17 protein-coding genes are annotated in these 16,380 nt (G+C 58.5%); 9 read left to right on the forward strand and 8 right to left on the reverse strand.

What is annotated here, in order from left to right:
• Positions 1 to 16: 16 nt before the first annotated feature.
• On the forward strand, positions 17 to 1,201 hold the full coding sequence (locus QMP16_RS14540; RefSeq protein WP_282152965.1) for a TIGR03862 family flavoprotein: 1,185 nt from the start codon (positions 17 to 19) through the stop codon (positions 1,199 to 1,201).
• Here QMP16_RS14540 and holA read toward each other — a convergent pair.
• The 4 genes from holA to QMP16_RS14560 all read right to left on the reverse strand — a co-directional run bounded on the left by holA (position 1,198) and on the right by QMP16_RS14560 (position 5,814).
• Complete coding sequence (gene holA / locus QMP16_RS14545) at positions 1,198 to 2,226, reverse strand: DNA polymerase III subunit delta (protein WP_282152966.1); 1,029 nt, start codon at positions 2,224 to 2,226, stop codon at positions 1,198 to 1,200. The genes QMP16_RS14540 and holA overlap by 4 nt on opposite strands.
• Positions 2,223 to 2,714 (reverse strand): LPS assembly lipoprotein LptE, encoded by a 492-nt coding sequence (gene lptE, locus QMP16_RS14550; RefSeq protein WP_282152967.1) that lies wholly within the window; start codon positions 2,712 to 2,714, stop codon positions 2,223 to 2,225. The genes holA and lptE overlap by 4 nt, the downstream gene beginning before the upstream one ends.
• On the reverse strand, positions 2,701 to 5,253 hold the full coding sequence (leuS, locus tag QMP16_RS14555; protein WP_282152968.1) for a leucine--tRNA ligase: 2,553 nt from the start codon (positions 5,251 to 5,253) through the stop codon (positions 2,701 to 2,703). Before leuS ends, lptE begins: the two co-directional genes overlap by 14 nt.
• Before the next feature lie 72 nt (positions 5,254 to 5,325).
• Positions 5,326 to 5,814 (reverse strand): DUF3576 domain-containing protein, encoded by a 489-nt coding sequence (locus tag QMP16_RS14560; protein ID WP_108861114.1) that lies wholly within the window; start codon positions 5,812 to 5,814, stop codon positions 5,326 to 5,328.
• 283 nt (positions 5,815 to 6,097) lie between these two features.
• Between QMP16_RS14560 and QMP16_RS14565 the strand changes: the two genes are divergently transcribed.
• Together QMP16_RS14565 and QMP16_RS14570 are read left to right on the forward strand one after the other, a co-directional pair.
• A complete protein-coding gene (locus QMP16_RS14565) occupies positions 6,098 to 7,123 on the forward strand; it encodes a porin (RefSeq protein ID WP_282152969.1) in 1,026 nt (341 codons plus the stop codon).
• A 101-nt stretch (positions 7,124 to 7,224) separates the two neighbouring features.
• Positions 7,225 to 7,884: a YggS family pyridoxal phosphate-dependent enzyme gene (locus QMP16_RS14570; RefSeq protein WP_282152970.1), complete on the forward strand. Its 660-nt coding sequence runs from the start codon at positions 7,225 to 7,227 to the stop codon at positions 7,882 to 7,884.
• Here QMP16_RS14570 and QMP16_RS14575 read toward each other — a convergent pair.
• Together QMP16_RS14575 and ribA are read right to left on the reverse strand one after the other, a co-directional pair.
• Positions 7,868 to 8,368, reverse strand: coding sequence for a L,D-transpeptidase family protein (locus QMP16_RS14575; protein WP_282152971.1), 501 nt, complete (start codon positions 8,366 to 8,368; stop codon positions 7,868 to 7,870). The two genes, QMP16_RS14570 and QMP16_RS14575, sit on opposite strands and share 17 nt — an antisense overlap.
• Entirely contained in the window at positions 8,365 to 9,459 is a 1,095-nt protein-coding gene (gene ribA, locus QMP16_RS14580; RefSeq protein WP_058272568.1) for a GTP cyclohydrolase II, read from the reverse strand. Before ribA ends, QMP16_RS14575 begins: the two co-directional genes overlap by 4 nt.
• Positions 9,460 to 9,620: 161 nt before the next feature.
• Here ribA and QMP16_RS14585 point away from each other — a divergent pair, with 161 nt between their 5' ends.
• Entirely contained in the window at positions 9,621 to 10,307 is a 687-nt protein-coding gene (locus QMP16_RS14585) for a response regulator transcription factor (RefSeq protein ID WP_058272567.1), read from the forward strand.
• 321 nt (positions 10,308 to 10,628) lie between these two features.
• On the opposite strand, the gene QMP16_RS14590 is transcribed toward QMP16_RS14585, so the two are convergent.
• Positions 10,629 to 11,000 (reverse strand): hypothetical protein, encoded by a 372-nt coding sequence (locus QMP16_RS14590; protein ID WP_282152972.1) that lies wholly within the window; start codon positions 10,998 to 11,000, stop codon positions 10,629 to 10,631.
• On the opposite strand from QMP16_RS14590, the gene QMP16_RS14595 reads away from it, so the two are divergent.
• The 4 genes from QMP16_RS14595 (at position 10,999) to QMP16_RS14610 (ending at position 13,632) form a co-directional block, all read left to right on the forward strand.
• The gene (locus QMP16_RS14595) at positions 10,999 to 11,787 is read left to right on the forward strand and encodes an exodeoxyribonuclease III (RefSeq protein ID WP_282152973.1); all 789 of its coding nucleotides are present in this window, start codon (positions 10,999 to 11,001) and stop codon (positions 11,785 to 11,787) included. The two genes, QMP16_RS14590 and QMP16_RS14595, sit on opposite strands and share 2 nt — an antisense overlap.
• A 76-nt stretch (positions 11,788 to 11,863) precedes the next feature.
• Positions 11,864 to 12,781, forward strand: a complete 918-nt coding sequence (trxA, locus tag QMP16_RS14600) for a thioredoxin (RefSeq protein WP_282152974.1) — start codon at positions 11,864 to 11,866, stop codon at positions 12,779 to 12,781.
• 27 nt (positions 12,782 to 12,808) lie between these two features.
• A complete protein-coding gene (locus tag QMP16_RS14605; protein WP_282152975.1) occupies positions 12,809 to 13,450 on the forward strand; it encodes an LON peptidase substrate-binding domain-containing protein in 642 nt (213 codons plus the stop codon).
• Positions 13,447 to 13,632, forward strand: a complete 186-nt coding sequence (locus QMP16_RS14610) for a Trm112 family protein (protein ID WP_282152976.1) — start codon at positions 13,447 to 13,449, stop codon at positions 13,630 to 13,632. Before QMP16_RS14605 ends, QMP16_RS14610 begins: the two co-directional genes overlap by 4 nt.
• On the opposite strand, the gene QMP16_RS14615 is transcribed toward QMP16_RS14610, so the two are convergent.
• Positions 13,629 to 14,891 carry an FAD-dependent monooxygenase gene (locus tag QMP16_RS14615; RefSeq protein WP_282152977.1) on the reverse strand — a complete coding sequence of 421 codons (1,263 nt, stop codon included), beginning with the start codon at positions 14,889 to 14,891 and terminating at the stop codon, positions 13,629 to 13,631. The genes QMP16_RS14610 and QMP16_RS14615 overlap by 4 nt on opposite strands.
• Before the next feature lie 54 nt (positions 14,892 to 14,945).
• Between QMP16_RS14615 and QMP16_RS14620 the strand changes: the two genes are divergently transcribed.
• Positions 14,946 to 16,274 carry an amidase gene (locus QMP16_RS14620; protein WP_282152978.1) on the forward strand — a complete coding sequence of 443 codons (1,329 nt, stop codon included), beginning with the start codon at positions 14,946 to 14,948 and terminating at the stop codon, positions 16,272 to 16,274.
• Positions 16,275 to 16,380 lie beyond the last annotated feature (106 nt).

The following is a 16,380-nucleotide window of genomic DNA, read 5'->3' on the forward strand; positions in this document are numbered from 1 at the left end:
AGGCAAGAGGGCAGGGATGGCACAGGCACTGGTGATCGGCGGTGGACCCGCAGGCCTGATGGCAGCCGAGGAACTGGCCAAAGCCGGGCACTCTGTTGTTGTGGCAGAGGCCAAGCCTTCGGTTGCGCGAAAGTTCCTGATGGCGGGAAAGTCCGGGCTGAACCTGACCAAGGACGAGCCGCTTGAGACTTTGCTGAGGTCTTATGGTGAGGCCGCGACCTGGTTGCGACCATTGATTGCCGAATTCGATGCGTCGGACGTGCAAACATGGGCGCAAGGGCTGGGGCAAGAGTTGTTCACGGGGACGACCGGTCGGGTGTTTCCGACGTCGATGAAGGCCTCTCCGCTGTTGCGGGCGTGGCTGGCACGGCTGACAGAGGCTGGCGTTCAGATCAGAACACGTTGGCGGTGGGTTGGCTGGGATGGTGCCCAAGCCGTTTTCGACACGGCGGATGGCAGGCAGAACCTGTGCCCCGAGGTGACAGTTCTTGCGCTGGGCGGGGCAAGCTGGTCGCGGTTGGGATCAGACGGAGCTTGGGCATCGGTGCTGACGGGTAAAGGCGTGCCCCTCACACCTTTTGCTCCCGCAAACTCAGCCGTTTCCGTAGATTGGAGCCCCCATATGCAGCCGCATTTTGGCGCGGCTTTGAAATCGGTGCGGTGGAGGACTGGAGAGTTGGAAAGTCGCGGCGAGGCTGCGGTGTCGGCGAAAGGGTTGGAAGGGGGCGGACTGTACTCACTGACCCCGGCCTTGCGTGACAGAGCACCGCTTTTTGTCGATTTGGTTCCGGATTTGGATGCCGATACGTTGCGCAATCGTTTTGCGTCAAAGAAATCGAAAACGACTCTGTCCCAGTGGCTGAAGAAATCTCTTCACCTGTCTCCGCAAAAGGTTGCCCTGTTTCATGAAATGTCCAAGCGCGACGGCCAGACGCAGTCGCTAGACGTGAGCGAGATCAAGCATCTGCAGATCAAACACTCTGGCCTGCGCCCGATGGACGAGGCCATCTCCACGGCAGGCGGCGTACCACGTGCGACGCTTAATGAGGGGCTCATGCTGGCTGCATGTCCCGGAGTGTTTTGCGCGGGCGAGATGCTGGATTGGGAGGCCCCAACCGGGGGGTACCTTCTGACAGCCTGCCTGGCGACCGGCCGTTGGGCTGGGCGTTCGGCGGCATATTGGTTGGATCAAAGCGGTTAGCGGGTTCGCGCCAGCATCGCCAGACGGATCATGGCACGTTCGACCAATGCCATGGCCGGTGCCGTTTGCCCTGCCGAGCGCAGCGACAGGTCCGTATCTGTCAGAACCGTCAACGCAGTTTGCAATTTTGGCGCACCCCACCCTTGGGCCTGACGCAGAATTCGGTCGCGCCGTTTCCCATAAACCGGGGGGCGAAGCTTTCCGATGCCTTGTGCTGCTCCGCCCGGATCGGATGCGCAGGCGTACAAAGTGCGGAAGTGCCTTGTCGCGCCGATGCACAGGCTGACCGCATTGGTTCCCTGTGATTGCAAACGTCGGATCAGCGGGCCGATTTCACCCGCGCGACCATCGGCAACCACGTTGAGCACATCATCCAGGGCGGCCTCAGTCGAACGAGGCGCGCAGGCTTCGACGTCTTCAATGGTCAGTTCAGAGCTGTCACCGCGTTTGTAAAGCGACAGTTTCTCAATCGTTTGGGTAAAGTCACCGGGGCTTATACCGGTTGCCAGCTCAGCAATCGCGGCCATCGAATCGCGCGGGATGTTCTGCAAACCGGCCTCAGAGAGTATTCGTTCGACTTCGGCCCGGGATGGTGGGTCGTCATAGATACCTACCGCATAGGCCGAGCGGTGCGATTCGAACGCTTTGCGAATCTTGGAACTGGCTTTGAGCTGCCCGGCGGTGACGATGATCTGGGCATCGCCAGCCACCCAATCCTCCAGTGCGGCAAGGATTGCTGGGGCGGCCGTGTCGGTTGTGTCTTCGACGAATACAGCGCGTGGCCCGGGAAAGAACCCGACCGCCTTGACCGCGTCCAGCAACAAGGCCGGATCGCCACGCAGATCGCTTCCGGGCAGGCGGGTCAACCGCATCTCTTCTTCGGCATTGGCGCCCAGCAGAGCGGCCAAAACCTGTTGCCGCTTTAGCGCCACGCGCATCGCATCCGCACCGTAGATCAACAGCCCGGTCTTGTCCGCGTCGGGTCTCGAGAAATATCCCTCGGACTCGCGCGGGCTCAGCTTCATGCGGACAGGTCCGGCGTGGCGTACAGCCGACTGATGATCTGATCGGACAGAATCACCATCAGGCGCTGCGTTGCATCCCGCTCATCAGCCAGGGTGGATACGGTGGAACCGGCAGCCGAATACCCCACGAAGTCCGTCACCGAGCCCGAGGCAAGAACTTGCCCCGTCGCTTTCGATCTAAGCGAATAGTTTGCGGTTCCGTTGATGGTAAGGCGGTTGGTTTCGTTCGTTGAGGTGATCGATGCCGCCACTGTCCGGGTCCGGACGGACACGTCCAGACTGTATTCACCGACGGATGTCGCGCTACGGCCAAGCTTTTGTTCCAGATCTTCGACCAGAAGAAAGCTGGTAACCGTGTTTGGTGCAGACACTTCGACGCGACCAAAAAGAGCCGAGCCCGATCCGCCTGGAGCGTACACAGGTTCGAAACCGCAGGCGGCAAGGGCCAGCGGCATCAGCAACAAGGTTCTTCGGTTAAACGACGACATTCACGATCCGGCCCGGCACAACGATTACTTTCTTGGGTGTGGCGCCATCCAGCGCCTTTTGCACAGCTTCGGTGCTCAGCGCGACTTTTTCAACCTCGTCCTTGGGCATATCTTTGGCCACGCTGATTTCCGCGCGGCGCTTGCCGTTGATCTGGATCGGCAGGGTGACGGTGTCGTCCACCAGCATAGCTGCATCCGCAATTGGCCATGGCGCCGTGGCAACCAGCCCTTTGCCACCCAGCAGCTGCCAAAGCTCCTCGGACAGGTGTGGGGTCATCGGCGACATCAGCTGTGCCAGCGTTTTGGCGGCCTCGCGTTTGGCTGCGGTGCCCGCCTTGGATTTGGCTAGCGTGTTGGTGAAAGCATAAAGCTTGGCGATTGAGGCGTTGAAGCCGAAAGACTCGACTCCGCTTGTGACGTCATGGATGGCTTTGTGCATCTCGCGCAGCAGGGTTTCATCCTCGGCATTGGCCGGAACATCCGATTCGGCGATTTCCGAGGCGATCCGATGCACACGGCTGAGGTGCTTGAACGCAGCCTCGGCCCCGGATGCGGTCCATTCGACATCCCGTTCAGGCGGCGAATCGGACAGGACGAACCAACGCGCGGTATCCGCGCCGAAGGCCGAGATGATGCTGACCGGGTCGACCACGTTTTTCTTTGATTTCGACATTTTGGCCGAGGGGATAATCTCAACGTCGGTGCCGTCGGCCAGTTTTCCGTCGGTCACATCTTCGGGCAGGTGATAAACCGGACGGCCATTGGCGTCGCGTGTCTGATAGATCTCATGCGTGACCATGCCTTGCGTGAACAACGCATTGAACGGCTCGATGGCTTTCTTAGGCAGGTGACCCGTGATGTTCATCGCCCGCGCGAAGAAGCGCGAATAGAGCAGGTGCAGAATCGCGTGCTCGATACCGCCGATATACTGGTCGACATTCATCCAGTATTCGGCCTCGGCCAGATCGGTGGGTGTGTCAGCGCGTGGCGCGGTGAAACGGGCGAAATACCACGACGAATCGACGAAGGTGTCCATCGTGTCGGTTTCGCGTTTGGCAGGCGCGCCGCAAGACGGGCAAGGGGTGTCACGCCAATTGGCATGGCGGTCCAGCGGGTTGCCGGGGATCGAGAAGTCGATGGGTTTGCCGTTGCCATCGTCGTAAGGCAATTCGATCGGTAGATTCTCTTTCTTCTCGGGCACGGTGCCACATTTGTCGCAATGCACGACCGGAATCGGGCAACCCCAATAGCGTTGACGGCTGAGCCCCCAATCGCGCAGGCGATATTTGGTGACGCCTTCACCCCAACCTGCTTTTTCCGCGAAATCGACGGTGGCGTTGATCGCCTCATCCCCCGTGGCCTCGGTCAGGCCTGCGAAGTGGTCCACCCAGCGGACTTTTTCAGTTTTCGGCGGCACAAAGGCGATCTTGTCGACCGGCTTATCGTCATCCAGTGCAAAGAAGGTGTCGATGACCGGCAGGCCATACTTGCGGCAGAAATCAAGATCACGCTGGTCATGCGCGGGGCAGGCAAAGATCGCGCCAGTTCCATAATCCATCAGGATGAAATTGGCGATCCAGACCGACAGTTCCCAATTCGGGTCCAGCGGGTGACGCACGCGAATGCCAGTGTCGTAACCCAGCTTTTCGGCCGTCTCGATGGCCTCTTCCGTGGTGCCACCCTTGCGGCATTCGGCAACAAACTCAGCAACTTCGGGGTTTTCGGCCTCAAGCTGCTTGGCAATCGGGTGATCCGGCGAAATACCAACAAAGGACGCGCCCAACAGCGTATCGGGCCGAGTCGTATAGACGGTGATGGGCTCACCACCATCAGTACGTTCGAAGCCAAATTGCAGGCCGCGCGACTTGCCGATCCAGTTTTCCTGCATCAGCCGCACTTTGGCAGGCCAGTTCTCTAGCGTATCAAGCGCATCCAGCAATTCTTCCGAATAGTCCGAGATTTTGAAGAACCACTGTGTCAGCTCGCGCCGTTCCACCAGCGCGCCCGAGCGCCAGCCACGTCCATTTTCCACCTGTTCATTGGCCAGAACGGTCATGTCGACCGGGTCCCAGTTCACCACGGCGTTCTTGCGGTAAACCAACCCAGTATCGAGCATATCGAGGAACAGAGCCTGCTGCTGGCCATAATATTCGGGGTCACAGGTGGCGAATTCGCGGGACCAGTCAATCGACAGGCCCAGTGGCTTCATCTGTCCGCGCATGTCGGCGATGTTGCTATAGGTCCAGTCTTTCGGGTGGCCGCCAATGGCCATGGCGGCGTTCTCTGCGGGCATCCCGAAGGCATCCCAGCCCATCGGGTGCAGCACGTTATGCCCCGTCGCGAGCTTGTGACGCGCAATGACGTCGCCCATGGTATAGTTGCGCACATGCCCCATATGGATTCGCCCTGACGGGTAGGGGAACATCTCAAGCACATAATATTTCGGCTTGTCCGCCTTATGGTCGGCGGTGAAGATCCCGGCCTTGTCCCAGGCCTCTTGCCATTTTGCTTCGATTTCGGTGGCCGAGTAGCGCGACATTGTGCGGTCCTTCGTGAATGAAAACGCCGGGCGTGAACCCGGCGTGGTAATATTGTGATTTTCAGCGGGTGGCTAGAGTTTGTTGTCCGCAATGCGCAACTGGCGTGCGCGATTCAGGATCGCATCCTCGACCGCCCGGGCCGTTGCAGCGCTGACCGGAGCGCCTCCGCTGCTTTGCAGTGCTACCGAAAGGGACCGCGCCGCCAGGGCCGGGTCACTTATATGCACGGTCGCGCGATAAGAGCGTCCGCCACCAGGAGGCGTGCCGTAACCTGTTACGATCACGCCGGTAAATGGATCAACTTCCTGAATTGGGAGGAAATTCAGCACATCCAGAGAGGCCGCCCACAAATACCGGTTCACATTGACGATCTGTTCGGCATTCCCGCGGTTGAACACGTCCCAGATTGTCGTACGTTCTGGATCGTTCAGCTCTCGTTCTTCTGTGCGTGTGCTATCTGTATACAGCAACGCGGGATTCGGAGCCGCACTCTGATTCTGTCCGCAGGCCGACACGGCAGCAGTCATTATGATCAAACCGAAAATCGTCTGCAGGCGCATTGTCGACTGGTCCTGTTTCACTTGGTCTACTTTATTACGTGTTACTCCTAGACAAGGTCCAGTTCAGCAACAACCCTATTCTTGTTACACATGTCAGTGTGGACGGCAGATTAGCGCCCGAATATCGACTGTGGCATCCTTGCACCAATTTGGGGCCAATGCACCCTTCACATTTAAGGCGAGCTTGCGTGAAGGGGGTAATTCGAGCGAAACGGTTCCCGTGCTGAGACATGTGCTGAGGCATGTGTCGAGTAGAAAAACTTTTGAAACCGAGGGAAACAAGATGAAAAAAGTTCTCTTCGCATCGACCGCTCTGATCGCAACCGCAAGTGTTGCAGCGGCCGACGTTAAATTCAGCGGCTATGGCCGTTTTGGTATTGGCTACTATGAAGACCGTACCGGTGACGTTCCTAACTTCACCACAGACGCAAACGGCGATATCGTTGCCGATGGCACCGCGAACGTCGAAACCGACAGCACCATCCTGGTCTCGCGCTTCCGCCTGAACATCGACGGCACCGCAGAAACCGACGGCGGCGTTGAGTTCTCGGCTCGTGTTCGTCTGCAGGCTGACGAAAACGCCGACAACGGCGAAGCCAACTCGGCTGGTCTGAACGGCGCACGCTTCTCGGTCATCTACGGTGGTCTGCGTGTTGACGCCGGCAACGTTGCGGGTGCCTTCGACAACCTGGCAAACTACTACGGTAACGAGCCTGGCCTGGAAGCCTTCATCGGTCAGTACTCGGGCGTTGACTATAGCTTCCTGGGCTATTCGTCGACCGGTTCGGGTTCGAACGCTGTGTTCTTCCAGTACGCAGTTGGCGATTTCGCATTCGGCGCGTCATATGACCAAGCAACTATTGCTTTTGACGGTGTTGCGCAGGACGCAGACCGCTGGGACATCAGCGCAACCTACAACTTCAACAACATCACCGCTGCACTGGCCTATGGTCAGACCAAGGCGAACGTGAACAGCGCGAGCGAAAAGCAGTCGCTGACCGTTCTGACCCTGGGTGCAGAATTCGGTGACTTCTCGGGTACTCTGTTTGTAGCTGACGATGACGTTGTAAACGACGATCGCAACGGCACCGCATACGGTCTGTCGCTGGCCTACAACCTGGGCGCGGCAACCACTCTGACCGCTGCTTACGGTGACGGTTCGGCGGATGACGACCTGCAGCAGTATGGTATCGGCGTTAAGTACGACCTGGGCGGCGGTGCATCGCTGCGCGGTGGTCTCGGCCAAGAGAAGCGCGGCGACGGCGACAGCCGTGTACGTGCCGACTTCGGTGCTCAGTTCAACTTCTAAGTTGAGCTAAACCACAAAGTTTAAGGGCAGGTCTTCGGACCTGCCCTTTTCTTTTGCGCGGACTTGGTGTTTTCCTGCCCCAAAGCAGAGAGAGGAAATCCATGTCGCTGCACGACATCACTGCCCGCATCGCCAAGGCCGAATCCGCCGCCGGACGACTTGCGGAATCGACAAAGCTGATCGCGGTTTCAAAGGTTCAGCCCAATGAACGTGTTGAGGCTGTGCTGAGCCAGGGCCACCGCTGTTTCGGGGAAAACCGCGTGCAGGAAGCGGCCGAAAAATGGCCGGGCTTTAAAGAGAAATTCTCGGGGATAGACCTGCATCTGATCGGACCGCTGCAAACCAACAAGGCCCGGCAGGCAATGGAGCTGTTCAACGCGATTCACTCGGTGGATCGGCCCAAGCTGGCCAAAACACTGGCACGGTTGGCGCAAGAGCTTGGCCAGTGCCCGGATTTGTTTATCCAGGTCAATACCGGAGAAGAAGAGCAGAAAGCAGGGATCATGCCGGGTGATGCGGACGCCTTCATCGCCGAGTGCCGCGAACTTGATTTGCCGGTTCAGGGTCTGATGGCAATCCCGCCGGTTGAAGAAGAACCCTCGCTGCATTTTGCGTTGCTGGCCAAAATCGCCGAACGCAACGGGTTGCCGGGCTTATCGATGGGGATGAGCGGTGATTTCGAGCAGGCGATTGCGTTGGGCGCCACCCACGTGCGCGTGGGGTCCGCCATCTTTGGCGAGCGGGTCAAACCTGCGGGATAATCAGACGCGTTCCGGGGGAAGTTTTACGCGCGATCCAATGCAAATGGTCGCGGCGAAACGCGACACAGCCTTCGGTCGGGTAGCCGGGGCGTCTCCACTGGTGAAGGAAAATAGCTGAACCGCGGTCCGGCACAGAATTCGGCCAGTTCCAGTCCGTGATCAGAACAAGATCATACAAAGGATCCGCGCGCCGCAGCTTTTCGTGGCTGGGGGCATAGGGCGCGCTGACCATCTGATTGTACTGGCGGTCCGCGCTGTCATCAGACCAAAGGTCGCCGGGGCCTATTGGGATAGCCCATGAGGCCGGGGCTGCGATTCTATCTGGTCGAAACAGCATACCGACAATGTGGTGTACCCCAATTGGGGTTGCCCCATCGCCTTCGTGCTTGTCATCTGTCAGACCGCCTTTTCCGACCGAACAGGGAAAGAGTCGACCGGCAAACCGGACACCGCGTGGCGTAAGCACCAGATCGTCCGGGGTCACAGCAAATGGCCTGATTTCGCGGCTTTGGTGGCCAGATACCCCCGGTTGTGGGCTGTTTCACCCACTTTCAGCGGCACCCTTTCGGTCACTGCGATGCCTGTTTTTTCCATCATCGCAATTTTCGCCGGGTTGTTTGTCAGCAATCGAACCGACGAAAAACCAAGTTCTTTGAGGATGTCCGAGCCTAGTCTGAAATCGCGTTCATCGTCTTCGAACCCCAATCGGTGATTGGCCTCGACCGTATCAAAACCCTGATCCTGTAGGAAATAGGCCCGCATCTTGTTGGCAAGGCCGATACCGCGCCCCTCCTGATTGAGATACAGCAATACGCCCGCACCTTCGGAGCCCATCTGGGCAAGCGCTCCGCGCAGTTGGGGCCCGCAATCGCATTTCAAGCTGCCCATCAAGTCGCCCGTAAAACAAGCCGAATGCAAACGGGCCAGCACAGGTTTGCTTCTGTCCGGGCGACCGATTTCCACGGCATAGTGCTCTTCTCCGCCATCTTCGGGGCGGAAAACGTGCAGCCGCCCGGCCTCGGACACTTCCATCGGCAGGCGCGCGGCGGCAATCGCGTGCAGGGCGCTTCGATCTGCCAGATGCGGTGCAGCACGGGTATGGTCGATGCAGGTCAGGCCGTGTGCCACCGCAAAATCGCGACCGTCATCAATGGGAACCACCACGGCGGCCGGCAAGAGGCGTGCGGACTTCGTCAAAGCGATGGCAATTCGGTGCAGGTTGGCGCTACCCTGACGCTCGGACATCAGGGGGCCTTTCATCGGGGTATTTAGATCATCCGAGGGGTCGGCGACCGCCTGAACCCATGCGATGTCCGTGTCCGATGGGATGATTACCCGTGCGAGGTCGCCATCATAGGCACGTGCCTTCAGCGTTTCTGCGCGTCTTACGGTGATCGCGACCACAGGCTGACCTTCGAAGTTCCGTAGGTCGGCCAGCCGTTGCGCGCTTAATGTCTCGGACGCTATCGCTATGACGCTGAACCCGCTGTCATCTGTCAATACGACGGGAACGCCCATACGCAGATCCGCGCGGGCCCGTGCCAGCAATTCCGAGATATCGGGGATAAGACTCATCTATGTTACCCTATAACGTGTTGGTCTTCGTCTAACCCGAACAGAAGAAAAAGTGAAACAATTCCTCTGCGTCAGACACGAGGGCGTGAGACCATTGCAGTAAATCTTGTTGATTGCATCTTCCGCACGCAAATGGTGGAAAAGGCTTAGGAGGACCGGACATGGCTCAGCTCAAGAAAATCCTGCTGGTGGATGACGATGAAGATCTGCGCGAGGCGCTCAGCGAGCAACTCGTGATGACCGAGGATTTCGACGTGTTCGAAGCGGCAGACGGTCAATCCGCCATGGAGCGCGCACGCGAGGCGATCTACGATCTGGTCATTCTGGACGTCGGTCTGCCGGATACGGACGGTCGTGAGCTGTGCCGTCTGATGCGCAAACAAGGCGTCAAAAGCCCGATCCTGATGCTGACCGGCCATGACAGCGACGCAGATACCATTCTGGGTTTGGATGCCGGTGCCAATGATTACGTCTCTAAGCCGTTCAAATTTCCGGTCCTGCTAGCCCGCATCCGCGCGCAGTTGCGCCAGCATGAGCAATCTGAGGACGCGGTCTTTGTGTTGGGGCCATACACCTTCAAGCCGGCAATGAAGATGTTGATCACCGAAGAGGATCGCAAGATCCGCCTGACCGAGAAAGAGACCAACATTCTCAAGTTCCTGTACCGCTCGGCAGATGGCGTGGTCGCCCGCGACGTCCTGCTGCACGAGGTCTGGGGTTATAACGCCGGTGTCACCACACATACGCTGGAAACCCACATCTATCGTCTGCGCCAAAAGATCGAACCCGACCCATCGAACGCGCGCCTTTTGGTCACAGAATCGGGCGGATATCGCTTGGTTTCGTAACTCCGGGTGGATTGACGTGGATCAAAGTGATACTCTGGATGTGTAATTAGATTACTCCCAACCCGCGCATGTCCGGGTTATGACATGCACCTCCCTGTTGGACTGCCGGGCCTTATGGCCCGGCTTTTTTTTTAGACGGTGGGGATTTGAAGTCCGCTTTGAGCCCAATTCTACCATTTTGCGGCGGTCCAGACCTGTGCGTTAATCTACGGTCTATTCGTCGGGGCTAATGAACTTCCTTGTCTGCATCGCAAAGTGGAGGGTCAAGAACCCTCCGAACCCAAAAAAACCGAGCTCCCAAATTATATTTCCACCGAGATTTCATACAATAATAGACGCAATTGTCGTCCCAAGACCTAAGAAAAATACCATAAAAACAAACCTTAAGGACTCGCCGATGACCCAAAGATAAGTATTCTTTGCTTGCCGCAGCACCGTTGCGAGCAATGCCGAAATTTGAAAGTACATACGGTCTCCCCAACTAACTAGGACTTCAGTTCTGGCATTTGATGGGTTTGGTTCAATGTGAATCTGTTTGGCTCCGTAGTCCAGATGTAGAAGATTGGAACCAACGGCAACAAAGTCCCGCTTAACAGCCACCAAATATTCCACGCCCTTCGGTGATCTTTTTCCATGGCACCCCAATCCACACCACGCTAACCTCCGCCCAACCGCGATAGAGGAATCCCCCATGCCCTTTACTCTTGCTACCTGGAACATCAACTCGGTCCGCCTGCGCGAGCCTATCGTGCTGAAATTACTGCAAGAAGAAGCTCCCGATGTATTGTGTTTGCAGGAGTGCAAGTCGCCGGTTGAGAAGATCCCAACCGACGGATTTGCCGAACTGGGGTACACCCACATGGTTGCAAGGGGCCAGAAGGGGTATAACGGCGTCGCCATCCTGTCGCGCCTGCCGATGGAAGAAGTCGGTGACAAGGATTTTGCAGGTCTCGGCCACGCGCGCCACATCGCTGGGCGGTTGGAAAATGGTGTCACCATTCACAATTTCTACGTCCCGGCCGGTGGCGACATTCCGGACCGCGAAAAGAACGAGAAGTTCGGGCAGAAGCTCGACTATCTCACGGATATGCGCGACTGGTTCCATGCCGAAAAGCCCGAAAAGTCCATTCTGGTTGGCGATCTGAATATCGCACCGCGCGAGGATGACGTCTGGTCGCATAAGCAACTTCTCAAGGTTGTCTCACACACGCCGATCGAGGTTGAGGCGCTGGCCGAAACGCAGGACGCAGGCGGATGGGTGGACATTACCCGTCAGGACATCCCCGACGGGCAGCTATACAGTTGGTGGTCCTACCGGGCCCGCGATTGGGACGCAGCCGACAAGGGGCGGCGTCTGGACCATGTCTGGGCCACGCAGGATATCTCGAACGCAGGGCACTCCAGCCGCGTTCTGCGCGATGCGCGCGGGTGGGAAAAACCCAGCGACCACGCACCAGTCTTTGCGACATTCGACCTTTGACCCTGCAACTCTCCCCTTGGTTTCTGCCCTTTGCAGTTGCATATAGGGGCCAAATTCGAACGAAAGAGTGAATGCCATGGACCTTCTGAACGCCGCAGCCGGACCCGATACCGCCGATCTGATCAAGGACGGATCCGAGGCCACCTTTATGGCCGATGTTGTCGAGGCCTCGCAGGAAACCCCTGTGATCGTGGATTTCTGGGCCCCATGGTGTGGTCCGTGCAAAACGCTTGGGCCGCTGTTGGAAGAGGCTGTGACCGCCGCCAAAGGGGCGGTGAAGATGGTTAAGATCAATGTGGATGAGGCACAGATGATCGCCTCGCAAATGCGCGTTCAGTCGATCCCGACGGTATACGCGTTTTACAAAGGTCAACCGGTCGACGGGTTTCAGGGTGCTGTTCCAGGGTCCGAGATCAAGGCGTTTGTGGACCGAGTGATTGAGGCCGCCGGTGGTGAAAGCCCAGGGGGTCAGTTGGATGACGCTGTTCTGGCTGCCGAAGAAATGCTGGCCGATGGCGCAGCTGTGGATGCCGCGCAGACCTTTTCCGCCATTCTGGGGGAAGATCCAAACCACGCCGCGGCTTATAGCGGTCTGGTGCGCGCCCATATTGCAGCTGGCGATCTGGAGCAGGCCGAGGCCATTTTGAACGGCGCACCCGCAGAGATTTCAACCTCGGCCGAGGTTGAAGCAGCCCATGCCCAACTTGAGCTGGCGAAACAAGCGGCCGATGCAGGCCCGGTGGGTGAGCTGAAGGCGGCGGTCGAGGCGGATGCCGACAATCATCAGGCGCGGTTCGATCTTGCGCAGGCGCTGCACGCCAATGGTGAAGTTGAAGAGGCGGTTGCGCAATTGCTGGAACTGTTCCGCCGCGACCGCGAATGGAATGATGGCGCGGCAAAGGCACAGTTGTTCACCATTTTCGACGCGCTGAAGCCCAATGATCCGATTGTTCTGAACGGGCGGCGCAAGCTCAGCTCGATGATATTTGCCTAATTCCTGATCAGGGCTACACTCGGGTACATGATGCATCCCGCTGACCTGCCGGAGACGGTATCCGTTTTCCCATTGCCCGGGGCGCTTTTGCTGCCCCGGTCTCGCTTGCCGTTGCATATTTTTGAGCCGCGCTACCTGCAAATGCTGGACGACGCGCTGAAAACACCTGAACGGCTGATCGGTATGATCCAGCCGAACCCATGTCAGTCCAACGAAAGCAAACTGCATCAAATCGGCTGTGCCGGGCGCGTGACGCAGTTCTCTGAAACCGAAGACGGCCGGTACCTGATTACACTGTCCGGTGTCTCGCGGTTTCGGATCAAGTCCGAGTTGGATGCGTTTACGCCTTATCGCCGCTGTGCAGTTTCATGGGGCGGGTTTGACCGCGATCTCGGCAAGGCCGAAGCAGACAATGCGTTCGATCGCTCGCGATTCTTAGATCTTCTTGAACGGTTTTTTTCTTCGCGCCAGCTGTCGACCGACTGGGACACGTTGAAGGATGCCGATGACGAGCTGCTGGTGAACTCCTTGTCGATGCTGCTGGATTTTGATCCCGAAGAGAAACAGGCGCTGCTTGAAGCGCCTTGCCTTCGCACGCGCCGCGAGACATTGGTGACATTGATTGAATTCGCCATGCGCGGCGGATCGAGCGAGGAAAAACTTCAATGACCGAAGCTGAACACCCCTTTGATCGCCACATGCTTGAGGCGCTGATCTGTCCGCAGACGCACACTACTTTGCACTACGACGCCGAAAAGCAGGAACTGGTTTCCAAAGCTGCCAACCTGGCCTTTCCGATCCGCAACGGTATCCCGGTGATGCTGGTGGATGAAGCCCGGCACCTTGACTAAATCGCGCGCCCTTGCAGAAGTTTCGGCAGATCTCCGGTCAGCCCGGCGGCCTCACGGACAAAGCCGCGACGTAGTCCGGGGATCGAGCCCACGATCTCCATCCCGATGTCGCGCCCGAAGCGCAGAATCGGGTTGTCGTTCGAAAACAGCTTGTTGAACACATCGGTCGCCATGGCCAGCGCCGCCGTGTCGAACCGTCTCCATTCCTGGTAACGTACCAAAACCAATACCGAACTGATATCTTCGCCACGCCGTCCGGCCAGTGTCAGAACTTCCGCCAAGGCACCCACGTCCCGAAGACCTGCGTTCAAACCCTGACCTGCAATTGGATGCATGCCGTGGGCGGCGTCCCCGACCAAAGCCATGCGGTCACCGATAAAGGAATTGGCGATCGTCAGGTTTAGCGGATAGGTGAATCGGTCGCCCTGAAGGCGGATGTCACCCAGAAAATCACCAAAGCGCGGGCGCAATACCTGCAGATAATCCGCCTCGGGCATGGCGTTGATGCGTTTGGCCATTTCGGAGCGTTCGCTCCAGACGATCGAGCTGCGGTTGCCGGTCAGCGGCAGAATCGCCAAGGGGCCGGGGGGCATGAAGAACTGATGCGCCACGCCGTTATGGGGCAGGTCGTGCTCAATGGCACAGACCAGCGCGGTCTGGCCGTAGTCCCAACCGGTGCGCTTGATCCCGGCGCGCGAAGCCGTGCCGCTGCGGCGTCCGTCACATCCAACCAACAATCTGCCGGTCAGGGTCGTGCCATCATCCAGCGTCAGCGTCACGCCGGTGTCGTCGGTGGCTTGGGCAATAACCGTTTTACCGCTGATCTGTGTGATACCGCTTTGCTCGGCCATTGCGTCCAAAAACGCGCGGCGCAGGTGGCGGTCTTCGACCATGTAGCCCATCGGGCCTTCTTCAATCTCGGCATGGTCAAAATGCAGGAAAAACGGGGACGGGCCTGCACCAGAATGCCCATCGGTGACCTTGATCTCAAGCATGGGCTGGGCATGGTCTGCCACTTTGTCCCAGACGCCAACCGCATCCAACAACCGCTGCGAGGCCAGCGCCAGCGCATAGGCGCGCCCGTCAAAAGCCGCGTTTTTCCGTGCTTTTTCGGCCAATGCGTCGATGACGGTGACAGAATGCCCAGTCTGGGCCAGCGCCAGTGCCAGGGCCGGGCCGTTCAGGCCGCCGCCGACGATCAGGATATCCGAGTTGTGTTCCATGGCCTGCAATATGCGCGCCCTTTCGGGATTGTCCATGTGCGGTCCTGTCGCTACCGTCCCTCAAAGTGCTTTTTTTGCAAGGGGGCAGGGATGCAGGACTGGCTGACCATGACAGCGTGTGATCTGGGTCGGGGTATCGGCATGGGACAGATCGATCCGGTTGAATTGACCGAGACTTATCTGGCCGCCATCGATGCGCATCCGCACCGTGATAGGATCTATGCCCGCGTTACGCATGATCGTGCTAGGGCCGAGGCACAGGCTGCGCAGGAGCGCGCCAAAATGGGCCTGCGGCGGTCCCTGCTGGATGGTGTGCCGATCAGCTGGAAAGATCTGTTCGACACCGCCGGCACCGCGACTGAGGCAGGCTCGGCGTTGCTGAAAGGCCGGGTTCCCGAAATGGACGCGGTCGTTGTGCGTAACGCCACCGCCATGGGCACAGTCTGTCTGGGCAAGACGCATATGAGCGAGCTGGCCTTCTCAGGCCTTGGCCTGAACCCGACCACTGGAACGCCCCCATGCATCGACGATGAAGACGCCGTATCCGGAGGCTCTTCCTCCGGCGCGGCGGCATCGGTGGCCTGGGGGCTTGCCGCCTGTGGGATCGGTTCGGATACGGGCGGGTCGGTGCGCATTCCAGCGGCCTGGAACAATCTGGTCGGGCTGAAAACCACCGCCGGGCGCGTCAGCCTTGAGGGTACAGTGCCCTTGTGTCTGCGGTTCGACACTGTTGGTCCACTGACCCGCTCAGTCGAGGACGCGGCTCAGATGCTGGCCTTGCTCGAGGGGCGCTCTCCACCGGATCTTCGCGGTGCCAGCCTGATAGGCCGCCGCTTTGCCAATCTTCAGACTGTGGCGCAGGACGACCTGAGGGATGAACCGCGTAAGGCCTTTGAGGATGGGTTGCAAAAACTCACCGAGGCAGGCGCCGAGATCGTTCCGCTGGACGTCCCTGAGCTGCACGACGCCATGGCGCTGTCCGGCATTCTGTACACGACCGAAGCTTATGGGTTGTGGCGCGATGTGATCGAAGCCAACCCTAACGCCATGTACCCCGAGATTCTGGAACGGTTTCGGTCGGGTCAAAACGCGACCGGTGCCGATTACATCGCGGCCTGGTCCAGGCTGAAAGCCTGTCGGGCTGCTTGGGATGCCGCCACATCCGGGTTTGATGCGGTGCTTGCGCCGACAGCGCCCATTTTGCCGCCGAATCTGGATCGGTTGATGAATGACCACGACTACTATGTCACGGAAAATCTGTTGGCGCTGCGCAACACCCGTATTGGCAATCTGATGGGACTTGCTGCACTGACACTGCCGACCGGAATACCCGGGTGTGGCGTGATGATGATGGGATATCCCGGCTCGGAAGAGGCCCTGCTAAGGCTGGGATCAGCCGTCGAGACGGCGTTGGCCTGAATGCCACAATCCCCTGATTCGCCACCTCTTTGTCTGGACGAAACCGGGTGCGATCTGTAGTCTGCCTGTAAAACGGGGCGAAATGATCCCGGTATTGAGGCAGTAG

The sequence above is a fragment of the Ruegeria atlantica genome (genome assembly GCF_947495585.1).
Lineage (GTDB): Bacteria > Pseudomonadota > Alphaproteobacteria > Rhodobacterales > Rhodobacteraceae > Ruegeria > Ruegeria atlantica_G.